This is a genomic window from Spiroplasma endosymbiont of Sarcophaga variegata (assembly GCF_965178695.1).
Taxonomy (GTDB): domain Bacteria; phylum Bacillota_I; class Bacilli_A; order Mycoplasmatales; family Mycoplasmataceae; genus Spiroplasma; species Spiroplasma poulsonii.
Genome location: NZ_CBCXVU010000002.1, coordinates 1,311,370 through 1,324,348 on the forward strand (window position 1 = coordinate 1,311,370; position 12,979 = coordinate 1,324,348).

Here is a 12,979-nt window from a genome sequence, read left to right on the forward strand (position 1 = left end):
TAATGCAACAACCATTAGCGTTCTTGTTACGCCCAACAACAATTGCGGAGATTATTGGACAAAGTCATATTATTAATGATCAAAATGGTCTTATTTCACGAATGTTGAAATATAACTATGCTAGTTCATTAATTTTTTATGGTGATCCTGGGGTTGGGAAAAGTAGTATTGATCGTGCTTTAGCAAATGACTTACAATTAGAATATGCTGTTTTTAATGCAGAAATTGATAAAAAACAAGATTTAGAAAACATTATTAAAAAAGCACAAAATGTTGAGCGTTTTATTATTATTGTTGAAGAAGTTCACCGGATGAATAAAGACCGCCAAGATATTTTATTACAATACTTAGAAAATGGGCATTTAATTATGTTTGCATGTACAACAGAAAATCCATATTTTGTTATGAAATTAAAAAATCATACTGCTAATGAAGTTGTGGAAAAGTTTAAAGATATTGTTATAAGTAATAATTTATTTGGGAAAATTAAAGGAATAATAACTGATAGAGGAAAAGAATTTAGTAAATGAAGAGAATTAGAAATATTTGCTGAAACACAAGTTTATTTTTGTGACCCTGGTAAACCACAACAAAAACCATTAATTGAATATATGAATTCTGAACTTAGACAATGATTTCCTAAGGGAACTGATTTTAATAATGTTAGTCAACAAAAAATAAATTGAGTAGTTAATGTTATAAATGATAAATTAAGGCCTGTTCTTAATTGAAAAACAGCAAAAGAGGTATTTTCAGATAATTTTAAATAGGTTTATTTGAAGTAATTTAATAAATTATTTTTTAGTGTGCTTAATTTTCCTTAAAATAAAATAAAAACTATAAATATTTTGATTTTTAAAAATTTATAATTGATTTTTTATGATTTTTATTGTATTATTTAACTAATAAGATTTGTTGCACTTCATTTTACATAATTCCTTATTTAAAGTTTTATCCCCAGTTTGTCTTGTAGGTTTAGTTTTTCTGTCTGCCATAATATTAACATTCTTATTAAAAGACCTTGGGTATGTCGTTACTTTTGGTGTACCAGTATTACTTTATCCATTCATTTATATAAATCATAGTAAAACTTATTTAGCTTTAGGTGCTATTCTTGGGGGCATTATTTTAGGAAATACTATTGTTTATTATCTTAACTATAATTTTAGGAAACAAGAAATGAAACAAGTCTTTATTAAGCAAATTTTTCGTGGTAATTTTAAAATTTTTGTTTTAACATTTATCGTTAGTTTAATTTTATTTTTTGTTTTAGGAAATGATAGTTATGCTTTGTTTAGTCCAACAATTAATTTTAACGAAAGATCATTACTAATTAATTTAAGTGCTTTTTTTATCTTTATTATTTTGCTAGTTCTACAACTTAAACCCCTTATTGTTTTTCTTTTGACCGTAATAATACAAACCGTTACCGCTTTTGTTTTATAATTATTGATAATACCAAGTAATTATAATTTTATTTCATTCTTATTATTTCACCACACTGAAATGTTAACTAATTTAAGTTTATATTTTCTTAGTTATTGTTTAGCTGTGGTTTGATTCATGATTTTAGTAGTGTTAGCTAGTTTTAAAACAATGTATTGTCAGTTTATGATAAATCTAACAGTAATTTATAATCTTAATATTAAATTTGAACAAATTGATAATATGGCTAATCACCAGTATAAGTATCTATTTTATCAAAAGACTTGAGTTGATTTATTAACATATCATAACCAAAGTAAAACATTGCTAACAACTTTGACAAATGATGAAAAGAACATTAATTTACGTTTTGTTCAAACAGTAATTATTTATAAGTTGTATTATCAAACATTACTGGTGTTGTTACCATTTTCAATTAATTTATTATGGGCATTATTTTGAACAAGTAATAGTTTTGGGATTGCAATGTTAACAGCATATTACTGATTTTTAAAAGGAGCATAAGTGTTTTATTTCTTAATTATGTTATTAACCTTTTTTATTTTCTTTCCAAAACTGCAAGACTATTTCTTTCAAAACTGATGAAATCGTTTAATTGACCGTTTTAGATTAATACAACTATTTTCTTCTAGAAAAGCAAACTCACGTCGAATTAGAAAAAAATGAAATCAAGATCGTGAAAAGTAAAAAATGAGCATAATTTTTCTCATTTTTTTTGTTATGATTAAAGTGAAAAGAACTATGAATTAATATAATAAAATAACAAAAAAGATAATGGAGGTTTTTTAGAAGGGCAGGGATTTTGTGCCACGGAAATTAGCAATTGATAAGTTGGTTATTGGTAATCAGTTTTTAATTCCCGTTGATATTGAAAATAAGATTATTATTAGTAATGTTTATTTTAACTTGTTATGTTATGATCGAACAGCTATTGCTCGGAAAAAAGGCTATTTATTATGAGAGCATCAAGTTATTTTGAAAGAATTTGATTATTATAACATTGAAAATATTCCAAAAATAACAATTATTGCTGGTTTAAAGTTTTTAAATGAAAAAGTAAAAACTGAAACAACATATCTTGCTTGTTATGATGGCGGTAGTCAAAGTAGTGCCTTATTATTTATTTATTTGGTAGCAAATAAAGTAATTCCATCTTTACCATTTGAAAAAGCAATTGTTCATTTTTTGCTTTAATTTTGTCGAAAACTCTTGATATTTATAAAATATACCTAAAATTAGGTATATTTTTAATATATGGAGGTAAATAAATGATGAAAAAAATAATTACAGAATTAATAAATAGCTTAACAGATGATCAATTTTTAGAATTTTATGAAAAAATAAAACAACAAGCAGACTTAATTAAAAAACAAAAACGTTTAAATGAAATTGATCAAAAATTTAGAGATAAAGGCATTATATGTCCTAATTGCAAATCTTTTCATTGTGTTAAAAATGGTCATAATTCCGAAGGAAAACAAAAATATTTATGTAAAAAATGTCGTGCTAGTTTTGATGCATTTCGTCATCATTTTACTTATTGAAGTCATTTAAATTATGAACAGTGAAATTTATTAATTCAAATTTCATTGTTAGGACAATCTAGTAAAATAATTTCTCGTTTTATTAAAACAACCCCAAAAACCGCTTGATATAATCGACAAAAATTAATGCAATCAAAACAATTAGAAAATACACAGTTAAAATTTAAAAAATTAAATGGTCAAATCCAAATGGATGAAACATTTATTAAAGAAATTCATAAAGGCAATTTTAAAGATAAATTTGATAAACGAAAAACTCATCTCGATCCATTTTCAACTGATACCAAATGCTGTATTCAAATGGCAGTTGATAGCAATAATAATATTTTTGTTCAATCCACCAATACCAAAAGATTACAAAAACAATGGATTATTGAAAATATGAATAAGCAACTAATTAAAGAAAAATCAATAATTATTTCTGATATGCAACCACTATATTTATTAGTAGCAAAACAAACAAATTCTACTCTATATTCCACCAAAACTAGTACAAACCCTGATACTAGTTATCAAAAGTTAAATAAGATTAGTAAATTACAATCCAGTCTTAAAGAAGCCTTAATTCATTATCATGGTTTGGGTTTCACTAATATTCAAAATTATTTAAAGCTCTGAAAATGAAAATACCAACACAAAGGTTTAACACCAAACCAACAATCAACGGTATTATATTTTAACGTTTAAAAAATTTAAAGCAAAATCATAATCTTACACAAAATTAGTTTTCAAATTGTCATATTGATGATTTTTTTTATTTCATCAAGAGTTTTCGACAAAATTAAAGATTTTTTGACAAATTATTATGCTTTAATTAAGTTAAAACAAGGGATTTATGATTTTTTAAAACAACATTATCCTTATACAGCATTAAACGAACTGGCTCAAGCAAAGTGGAAAGATTTACATAGCTAATTTACGAATTGAATTAGGAACTTATACTGTTAAAATTTTTCATCGTAATAAATGTTTATTTAATAATCAAAATCTAATTATTTATGATCTTGATACAGGATATTATTTATGAATGGGAAATCATGCCAAAGAACAAATGATGGGAACTTTAAACATTGTTAGAACCAGTTTATTAGAACAAGATAAGTTAGTTAATTTAAAAAGTTTATTAATGTATTTTAACAATTTAGAATTAGATTTTTCTAAAAATCAGTTTTATCTTGTTCATAATTTTACTTGTACTGAAGAAGAACGTCTTGTAATTCAGACAAATTTTCCAAAACTTAAATGAGTAACAATTAAACAACATTACGGATTAATGACAAGAGCTAATCATTTCTATGTTGATGTTAAGACAAGTAAAACAATTATTTATCAACGTAATACCAAAGATGTTTTTAAATTAGATTATGGACTAATTAATTTACAAGAATCAATTCAGTCTTATCTTGCTCGAACTTTTAATATTATGTTAGATCCAACCGAATTAATTGCAATAATGCCAACCCTTTGTCAAGAAAGATGAACAACATGAAATTTACAAGGTATTTGTCTTACTAAAGGAGCTTTCAAAGATGTTGTTTTAACAGAATATGAGCAAGTAATGCGTGGTTTTATTCAGTTAAAACAAAAAATTATAGCATTAACAAAAGAGGAATCAACTGTTGGTAATAGCAATTATAAACTTTTATCAAACATTTAAATAATATAAAGGGGGGTAATTAAAGAAAAAGATGATTAATTTAGAGATAAATAATAAAAATTTGTTTTGTCTCAAAAAATATGATAATATGATATTGTTAATTTATATAGTTTTAGGAGTTGAAATATTATGGCTACTGTTGTTGTCAAAGCAGGAGAACCGCTAGACAAAGCTTTAAAGCGTTTTAACAAGGTTTCTTCGGTAAAACGAAAAGAAGCCCGTAAACGAGAGCATTGAATGAGCAAAAAGGAAAAAAGACGCTATAAACAAGAGCAATCTCGTAGTTTTCGTTAAAAAAATCCCATAACTGGGATTTTTTATTTTTTTTAAAAATTACTATCTTTTAAAATAACATAATCAACTTTTTTAATTGCGTCCAAATCTTTACCACCAGCATAAGAAATTGATGATTGTAAATCTTCTGTCATTTCTCGAAGAGTTTCAAAGATGCTTCCACGAATTTCAATTAATTCTTTTTTTCCTTCCACATAGAGTTTTTCACCCTTATTTTACTCACTAGCTGATCCAAAGTATTCTTTATATTTAACACCATCAATTTCAACTTGTTTTCCCGGTGATTCTTGGTGGGCAGCAAATAAACTACCAACCATACACATTGTGGCCCCCATTCGGATTGATTTTGCAATGTCACCATTAACTCGCAATCCACCATCAGCAATAATTGGTTTTGAACTTCCTTTACTACATTATTTCACAGCTGATAATTGTCAGCCACCATTTCCAAATCCTGTTTTTAATTTGGTAATACATACTTTTCCTGGCCCAATTCCAACTTTGGTTGCATCTGCCCCTCAATGTTCTAAATCACGAACGGCTTTTGGTGTTCCAACATTTCCGGCAATAATAAAGGTTTCTTCACCTAAATTAGTACGAATATGTTCAATCATTTTTTTAACAATAAAGGCATGGCCATGGGCAATATCAATTGTAATATAGTCTGGAACTAACTGTTCTTTCTTTAATGTTTCAATTAATTCAAAATCATTTGGTTTAACGCCAACAGAAATTGAAGTAATTAAGTTTTTACTTTTCATATGTTTAATAAATTTAACTTGATCAACATTAAAACGATGCATAATATAAAAATAGTTTTTTTCGGCTAATTTTTTACATAATTCTTCATTAACGACTGTTGCCATATTTGATGGGACAACAGGTAAATTAAAAGTATGTTTACCTAATTTAACGGTTGTATCACATTCTTTTCGCGAATCAACAACACATAATTATGGAATCAATTGAATGTCTTCATAATCAAATGCTTTCACTATCTATTTCACCTCACTATTTAAATGTATCATAAAAACAAGGGAAAAAGGGCAGTTTTATTTTTAAAATGTTTAGAAAAATATCTTGTAATGAGGGTTAGAAAGGCATATAATTATTTACATAATTCAAGAAAGGAACAGGGATTATATTAATGATGACAAGAAATTTTGGATTTACTCGTTTTTGAATTGTATTGTCAAGTATTGTTGGGATTGTTGGAATTACCATTGCAGCAGGGGCTTATTTTTATTTATTAGGCCAATATAACAATGGTACTTTTAATGGCGATATCAACACAGCCAATAGTTGGTTAATGAATTCATATGCAGATTTAGCAAGTTATAAAGTAGTAATTTTACTAGTCGTAATTTTCTCTTTATTTACAACAATTATCTGTAATATTGGGTTAATCCGTTATGCAATCGGCAGTAATGATGCCAAATTATGTGCCAATAAATGAAGTTTAGCGGTTTTATCATTATCACTTGGTGGGTTTTTGGCACCGTTTGCCTTAACATGACTACCAGATACTGATGTTAAAGCAACAAAAAATGCTCGTGTTGTAATTGTCCGCTATTTAGGAACTGCCTGATTAGTATCGGGTCTTGTTAGTATTGCTGCTATTATGATTTTTTATAACAAAGCAACAACTAAAGTTTGAGTAGGCGACTCACAACGAAATTTTGCGATTATGATGGGGGTATTAGCTGCCGTTAGTGTCATAAGCTTAATTTTGGTTCCTGGATTCTACAATAGTCGTGCTATTGCAAATATGATGGCAGAAACTTCTTTTGGAAAATGATTACGCTTTGTGTCAACCGTTTATACTGTTATCGTAACAATGATGTTAATAATTCAAATTATTACCGCATTACTAAAACTAATTGAAGCATTTGGCCGTCTGTTTCAAAAAGGACAAGATGGTTTATCAATTTTTGCCAACATCTTAAACTTTACGTCAACCTTAATTGGAACAATCTTTATGGTTTACTTAATAACAAAAGTAATTAAAGGATTGTGACGTCGTGAAGATGGGTATATGATTAATATTCCACAATATAAAACCGAAGATCGTGCACAACGTCAATATTAGTTGAACTTTAAAAAATGGATTTTATTAATTAATAAAATCCATTTTTCGTTAAAATAAAAAACATTCCCGTCAATTAAATTTAAATTTATGAATAATAAAGAAAAAGAATGTATTTATGAAATACATTCTATCTTTTATAACCATTCCTTACTTTACAAATAAGTAGTTAGGTGGTTGGAATGGTAGGTCTTGAGGAATTTGTAATATTTTGGAATTAATTATGTTAATTATTGTAATGTCATTTTAAGAAACATTTTTTGATTTTTTATAATAGTTTTAGTTACTGTTATTTTTTAAAAAGGATGAGCCTCATATTTGAAGCTTTTATTAATCTTAAAAGTGATAACCACCATATTGCAACTTATGATATTAATTTTCTGCTTATTTTAGCAATAAAACAAAAACCTTTTAATATTTGAAACTGGGATGTTTAAATAAATAGCATTGAAAATGGTTGGTTTTTATTTTATAACCATTTATAGTATAACAATAATTATTATTGACCCCTCAATAATATCTATATACTACATTTTAAAATTTTATTTTTTATTTCTTTTTTAATACAGTTTTGTTGTTTTTTAAAAAATTTAATTGATAGGGTGAAATAATTAATTAATAATTATTTTAATTGACAAAAATTATTGTTTTATATAAAATTATAAAGGTTTTAACACAATAACTAATTGTGTAATCGGGTGTTATTAGACTGGAAAGTACCTACCTTACAAGTGAGCGATCAGCGGTTTAATTTCGTTACACCCAACCATTTAATGTTTGTGCTGGCTTAGCTCAACTGGTAGAGCAACTGACTTGTAATCAGTAGGTTGGGAGTTCGATTCTTCTAGCCAGCACCATTCTTGGAGGGGTAGTGAAGTGGCCAAACACATCTGACTGTAACTCAGCTCCTTCGGGTTCGGGGGTTCGAATCCCTCCCCCTCCACCATTTTTATTGAGACATAGGGCTATAGCCAAGTGGTAAGGCAAAGGACTTTGACTCCTTCATGCGCTGGTTCAATCCCAGCTAGCCCTGCCATTTAAGTCTCCTGTTAGCTCAGTAGGTAGAGCATCTGGCTTTTAACCAGTGGGTCAAAGGTTCAAGTCCTTTACAGGAGACCATTTATTAGATATATATGCCCGAGTGGCGGAATAGGTAGACGCAACGGACTTAAAATCCGTCGGTTTTACAACTGTACCGGTTCAAGTCCGGTCTCGGGTACCATTTTATTTAAAAACAATTGACATCAAATTAAGACAGTGGTATATATATTATTGTTATAAGTTATAAAAATTAAAAATGCGGGTGTAGTTTAATGGTAGAACTTCAGCCTTCCAAGCTGACTGTGAGGGTTCGATTCCCTTCACCCGCTCCATTACTATAAGTTGTTAGTTTAACAATTTTTTTATGTTAAAATAGGAATACAAGCATCTTAAGAGGAGTAATTAATTAATATGAAAGTAATTAAAAAGGATAACAAAAAAGACGTTACTGATAATAATTGAGAACATTTACCCGTAGAAGTACAAAATGATTTAGCGTTTCATGCTTCACGAACTGTTTTTTGAAAAAGTTTTTTATTTTTGATCATTGAAGCAGCAGGGCCATTTTTGTTGTTGTTTTTGTTAACTTCCCCAGATTTAAGTTTTGCTTATCATTATGATGTTGGTGCTGGAATTGGTTTTGGATCAGCAATGATTTTAGGAGTCTTTTTATTAACTTGTGCTGGTTTTTGGTTAAAGTTTCATCAAGATGATCAGTTTACTTATACAATTACTTTATCTTGAACTTTATATGGCATTTATTTAACTGGTTATTGATGAGGGTGAGATAAAATTTTATATCGTTGTTTAGTTGCCCTAGTGTTTTTATTACTTGCTGTTTTTTTTGGTACTTTTATGGCCGTATGAATGCGTAATTTACGTGGTTATTTACAAATGAAAAAAACTAATTTTCAAGAACTCGAAGCTAACGAACAAGAAACAACGACAGCGGATGACGAGCAAAATCCACCATCATCAACACTTGATCCCTAATCATTATTTTGCAAATTAAGTAATTTTAAATTAATAATTTCTAAGAAAATATTATTGTTTGTTTGTTCATACATATAGTTAGCTCAAGCAATTCAAACAATGTTTTGATAATACATTCAAGCGTTAACTTTTTGCTGCTGTTGTACTGTTAGGTTGAAAAGACTAAACCAATATGTTTGTTCTGCTTTTGTTGTTAACGTTTCTGAAGCAAAAGAAGCAATATCAAAAAACTTATTATTTTGCATTGCATATTCAAAATCAATTAAATAAAGTTTTTTTTCAACAACAACTAAATTTCCACCATTTAAATCATTGTGGCATAAAACAAGATTATTTGTTTGCAATTTAATATAATCAAGCTTAGCTTCATATGGTTGTAAGGCTACTAATGGCTTTTTCAAAGCAGTTTTAAAAGTTTCTAAAAATTGTTGTGGTTGAAAAGTCTTAATTTGATCATTTGCGGTAAGTTTAATTTGTCATAATTGTTTAATTATTGCTGCAATATCTTTAAGGACTTCCTTTGTAAGTTTTATCGCACTAACTGGTTGTAATGTTTGATAGTATGGTGTTACGAGGAAGAAATGGTCATTATCATAACCATAATCAACAATTGGAAGGGTTAATTTAGTATTTTTAATTTTTTCTAAAACAAAAATTTCATTTTGATGGTCAATAAATAAATTGGTAAAAGGGTCACTATAGCGAATAAAAAGATTATCAACGGTTTGGTAATTTTGATTAGTTATTCCTAAATTTAGTTTTGTTTTAATGTTGTATTTCATCATTTATCTAACTTCCATTCTGTGATTTCTTAATTTTATTATACAATAGATATAATTAAGAAAAGCGAGGAAATAAGGAATGACAGAGATTTGAATTGCAACTAGTAATAAAAACAAAGTTCGAGAATTTAAGGCGATGTTTCACGATGTTAACATAACAGTTAAATCATTATTAGATTTAGAAAATCCGATTCCTGATATTCCAGAAACGGGAACTACCTTTGAAGAAAATGCTTTTTGCAAGGCGGATTTTTTAAGTCAAATGATTAATAAACCAGTCTTGGCTGATGATTCAGGTTTAGAAATTATTGGGTTGGATCATTTTCCGGGGGTTAATACGCGACGATGAGCACATCCAATTACTGACAATAAAATTATTAATGATTTATTAATTGAGAAATGTAAATTATTAGAGCACCGTGATGCGCAAGCGGTTTGTGTGTTATGTTATATTGATCCAATTAAAAAAATAACAATGTCCTTCCGGGGTGTTACAACAGGAGTTATTACTACTGAGACAGTCGGAGAGAATGCCTTTGGTTATGATACAATTTTTTTATTACCAGAACTCAATCGTACTTATGCTGAATTAACTTTAATGGAAAAAAACAAATATTCTCATCGGGCAAAAGCATTTCATGCTTTTAAAAAATGATGATTAGGAGAGTAAGATGAAAACAACTAAAAAAATTAACATTGTTTTATATGAACCAGAAATTGCTCAAAATGTTGGCGCTATTATGCGAACTTGTGTAGCAATTAATGCAAAACTTCATTTAATTGAACCACTTGGGTTTATTTTTGATGAACGTTTTATTGCTCGTAGTAGTGCAAATTATATTGAGTATGCTGACTATGAGTTATATAACGATTGAAACCATTTTTTACAATTAAATCCAACTGTAAATTTATATTGTGCAACTCGTTATGCAAAACAACCACATAGTGCTTTTGATTTTACGAAAGATGAAAATCTTTTTATTTTATTTGGTCGTGAGTCAACGGGCATTCCAACCACAATTTTAAAGGCAAATTTAAACCGAACTTTTCGGATTCCAATGTCTGAACATGTTCGTAGTTTAAATATTGCGAATACGGTTGGGATTGTTGGCTATGAAGTAATGCGCCAGTTAGATTATCCTGGATTATCAAAAGTTGAAATTCAAAAAGGAGCAGATTTCTTAGAACAAGATTAACAATGCACTTTGTGAATTTTTTTCTTGTTTTTAAAAAAATTTTCTTATAATTCTTTTAGTATTGAGTTATATTGGTGTTTTTAGAAAGGATGATCAAAAAATGAATCAAGTGATGTTGGTTGGGCAAGTAGAAGGAACTTATGAAATTATTTATGATAAAAAAGAAGCAGAACGAAAACTAATGAAATTTTTACTAAAGATTCAACGCCCTGTATACTGTAAAACTAAATCATAAAAAGTTATAATTATATTAACATATTAATCATGAAATACAATAAAAAAGTAAAAAGTAGTAATAAAACTATTTTTTACTTTTTTATATTTTTATTAATTTATTTATTTTCGTTTGTTTTACTAATATTTTCAATATTGTCTGTTTTATTTTGTCTTTTATTTAAGTTTTGGAATGCTGTTTTTATTTCCTGAATTTCTTTATCATCATTTTTTAATAATTCAGGGTGACAATTTTTATAACTTAATTTAAGATGTTTTTTAACTATATTAAAATCAAGCACCTCAACTTCAATTTCATCACCAATATCAAAAAAATATTTAATATCTTTAACAAAATAATCTGAAACTTCACTAATATGGATTAAACCATCAGCCTTTTCTGCTCGACAAAAAGCACCATAGGGAGTAATATTTGTTATTTTTACAATAATTTTGTTATTTTTATCATACATATATTTTTTCTCCTTTACTAAAATCTAATTATATTATTAAAATGCTGAAAAAAATTTGTTAAACACAAAAATAATTAATAGATTTTATTATTTTTATTATATACATTAACTAATTAATGAACAAATATTTTTTTAAAATATTGTTTTGATGTAAAATCCCCTAAACAAGGTCTTATTGTAGTATTTAATATATCTAAAACAGATTTTAATCTACTGCGAATATTAATTATAGGCTCATTTCGTAAAAACCAACGCCTTATATCTCTATTTATCCTTTCAACTAATGCTTTTTGTTTTGGTTTTCCAGGGTCACAAAAATAAACTCTTATTTTTAAATATTTTTCTATTAGTTTTCATTTATAAAATTCTTTTCCTCTATCTGTTAAAATACAACTAAATTTATTAATACCAATTTGTCTAACCATTTTCATTAAAACCATTAACACAATACTTGCTTTTTTAGTAAATAAAATATCATAAAAAACTATTTTAGATTTCCGATTTACTAAAACTAACAAATGAAAATTACCACAATCAAGGGTATCCATTTCTCAAATTCCACTAAAACTTAAATCATCTCCATAATCATTTAAAAATTGCTTATAATCTCTAATATTAAGCAATACACCACGATTATCATTTTTTTCACCATTTTTAGTTTTTCGCTTTTTATTTTTAAAATACAAATTATTTTTTGATAAATTAAAATAACCTAATCTAATATATTTATACATTGTTTTAAAACATACACTAAATTTTACATTATATTGTAATTCATACGACATAATAATATTTTGTGGCGAACGACCAAAATTATTATATTCATTAGAAAAATGACTTAATTCTTGTGAATTTAACATTGAATATTTACGACATTGTTTTTTGTTTTTATCATGTATTTTTTGTGCTTTTGCAGCATTATAATCACCAATATTATCAAACATATTTAATTCTTGCCAAATAGTTCTATAATCTCTATTCATTTGCTTAGCAATTTTTCGAATATTAATTGTTCCATTTTTCTTTTTAAATAATTCATTGTTTTTTAATTTTTCCAAATTTACTCTTTCATTAATATCTAATCTTTCATATTTTTTCACACTTTACCTCCTAAAATATTAAAATATGTTATAATTTACTTAAAATAATTATAGCATTTTAAGTAAGGAGTTAAATATATGAAAAAACTTTAATTTTGTCGAAAACTCTTGATATTTATAAAATATACTTAAAATTAGGTATATTTTTAATATA

General features: G+C 27.0%; 14 protein-coding genes, 6 tRNA genes and 3 pseudogenes. 19 read left to right on the top strand and 4 right to left on the bottom strand.

Annotated features, from left to right (window positions below; translation table 4 throughout):
- Positions 1–2 precede the first annotated feature (2 nt).
- The 8 genes and pseudogenes from ACOBME_RS08785 to rpsU form a co-directional block, all read left to right on the top strand.
- Positions 3–383 (top strand): annotated as a pseudogene (locus ACOBME_RS08785) (AAA family ATPase); the annotation flags it as partial.
- Positions 384–395: 12 nt separating this feature from the next.
- Positions 396–770: pseudogene (locus tag ACOBME_RS08790) on the top strand (IS30 family transposase); the annotation flags it as partial.
- A 145-nt stretch (positions 771–915) separates the two neighbouring features.
- On the top strand, positions 916–1,446 hold the full coding sequence (locus ACOBME_RS08795; protein ID WP_419334980.1) for a hypothetical protein: 531 nt from the start codon (positions 916–918) through the stop codon (positions 1,444–1,446).
- Positions 1,447–1,563: 117 nt separating this feature from the next.
- Positions 1,564–1,950, top strand: a complete 387-nt coding sequence (locus ACOBME_RS08800) for a hypothetical protein (protein WP_419334982.1) — start codon at positions 1,564–1,566, stop codon at positions 1,948–1,950.
- Between the two features lie 300 nt (positions 1,951–2,250).
- The gene (locus ACOBME_RS08805) at positions 2,251–2,640 is read left to right on the top strand and encodes a hypothetical protein (protein WP_419334984.1); all 390 of its coding nucleotides are present in this window, start codon (positions 2,251–2,253) and stop codon (positions 2,638–2,640) included.
- A 74-nt stretch (positions 2,641–2,714) separates the two neighbouring features.
- The gene (locus ACOBME_RS08810; RefSeq protein ID WP_338963247.1) at positions 2,715–3,677 is read left to right on the top strand and encodes an IS1/IS1595 family N-terminal zinc-binding domain-containing protein; all 963 of its coding nucleotides are present in this window, start codon (positions 2,715–2,717) and stop codon (positions 3,675–3,677) included.
- Between the two features lie 340 nt (positions 3,678–4,017).
- Entirely contained in the window at positions 4,018–4,647 is a 630-nt protein-coding gene (locus tag ACOBME_RS08815) for a hypothetical protein (RefSeq protein WP_338965789.1), read from the top strand.
- 129 nt (positions 4,648–4,776) lie between these two features.
- Positions 4,777–4,941 (top strand): 30S ribosomal protein S21, encoded by a 165-nt coding sequence (gene rpsU / locus ACOBME_RS08820; protein WP_004028656.1) that lies wholly within the window; start codon positions 4,777–4,779, stop codon positions 4,939–4,941.
- 32 nt (positions 4,942–4,973) lie between these two features.
- Here rpsU and ACOBME_RS08825 read toward each other — a convergent pair.
- A pseudogene (locus tag ACOBME_RS08825) lies at positions 4,974–5,894 on the bottom strand (GMP reductase).
- A gap of 356 nt (positions 5,895–6,250) precedes the next feature.
- Here ACOBME_RS08825 and ACOBME_RS08830 point away from each other — a divergent pair.
- From ACOBME_RS08830 to ACOBME_RS08865, 8 genes are all read left to right on the top strand, one after another.
- Positions 6,251–7,030, top strand: a complete 780-nt coding sequence (locus ACOBME_RS08830) for a hypothetical protein (protein ID WP_338965806.1) — start codon at positions 6,251–6,253, stop codon at positions 7,028–7,030.
- A 778-nt stretch (positions 7,031–7,808) separates the two neighbouring features.
- Positions 7,809–7,884 (top strand) — tRNA-Thr (locus tag ACOBME_RS08835).
- Positions 7,885–7,889: 5 nt separating this feature from the next.
- Positions 7,890–7,973, top strand: a tRNA-Tyr gene (locus tag ACOBME_RS08840).
- Positions 7,974–7,988: 15 nt separating this feature from the next.
- Positions 7,989–8,063, top strand: a tRNA-Gln gene (locus tag ACOBME_RS08845).
- A gap of 7 nt (positions 8,064–8,070) precedes the next feature.
- Positions 8,071–8,146, top strand: a tRNA-Lys gene (locus tag ACOBME_RS08850).
- Positions 8,147–8,162: 16 nt separating this feature from the next.
- Positions 8,163–8,249 (top strand) — tRNA-Leu (locus ACOBME_RS08855).
- 77 nt (positions 8,250–8,326) lie between these two features.
- Positions 8,327–8,400 (top strand) — tRNA-Gly (locus tag ACOBME_RS08860).
- A gap of 79 nt (positions 8,401–8,479) precedes the next feature.
- Complete coding sequence (locus tag ACOBME_RS08865; protein ID WP_419334987.1) at positions 8,480–9,061, top strand: DxFTY motif-containing membrane protein; 582 nt, start codon at positions 8,480–8,482, stop codon at positions 9,059–9,061.
- Here the strand turns inward: ACOBME_RS08865 and ACOBME_RS08870 are convergent.
- Complete coding sequence (locus ACOBME_RS08870; protein WP_338965812.1) at positions 9,058–9,846, bottom strand: phosphotransferase; 789 nt, start codon at positions 9,844–9,846, stop codon at positions 9,058–9,060. The genes ACOBME_RS08865 and ACOBME_RS08870 overlap by 4 nt on opposite strands.
- Before the next feature lie 76 nt (positions 9,847–9,922).
- Between ACOBME_RS08870 and rdgB the strand changes: the two genes are divergently transcribed.
- The 3 genes from rdgB to ACOBME_RS08885 all read left to right on the top strand — a co-directional run bounded on the left by rdgB (position 9,923) and on the right by ACOBME_RS08885 (position 11,274).
- Positions 9,923–10,513: an RdgB/HAM1 family non-canonical purine NTP pyrophosphatase gene (gene rdgB, locus ACOBME_RS08875; RefSeq protein ID WP_338965815.1), complete on the top strand. Its 591-nt coding sequence runs from the start codon at positions 9,923–9,925 to the stop codon at positions 10,511–10,513.
- Position 10,514: 1 nt separating this feature from the next.
- A complete protein-coding gene (locus ACOBME_RS08880) occupies positions 10,515–11,039 on the top strand; it encodes a tRNA (cytidine(34)-2'-O)-methyltransferase (RefSeq protein ID WP_338965818.1) in 525 nt (174 codons plus the stop codon).
- A 100-nt stretch (positions 11,040–11,139) separates the two neighbouring features.
- Complete coding sequence (locus tag ACOBME_RS08885; protein WP_338965821.1) at positions 11,140–11,274, top strand: hypothetical protein; 135 nt, start codon at positions 11,140–11,142, stop codon at positions 11,272–11,274.
- Positions 11,275–11,371: 97 nt separating this feature from the next.
- Here the strand turns inward: ACOBME_RS08885 and ACOBME_RS08890 are convergent, their stop codons facing one another.
- The gene (locus ACOBME_RS08890; RefSeq protein ID WP_338964901.1) at positions 11,372–11,725 is read right to left on the bottom strand and encodes a S1 RNA-binding domain-containing protein; all 354 of its coding nucleotides are present in this window, start codon (positions 11,723–11,725) and stop codon (positions 11,372–11,374) included.
- 113 nt (positions 11,726–11,838) lie between these two features.
- Complete coding sequence (locus ACOBME_RS08895; protein WP_419334990.1) at positions 11,839–12,825, bottom strand: IS30 family transposase; 987 nt, start codon at positions 12,823–12,825, stop codon at positions 11,839–11,841.
- Positions 12,826–12,979 lie beyond the last annotated feature (154 nt).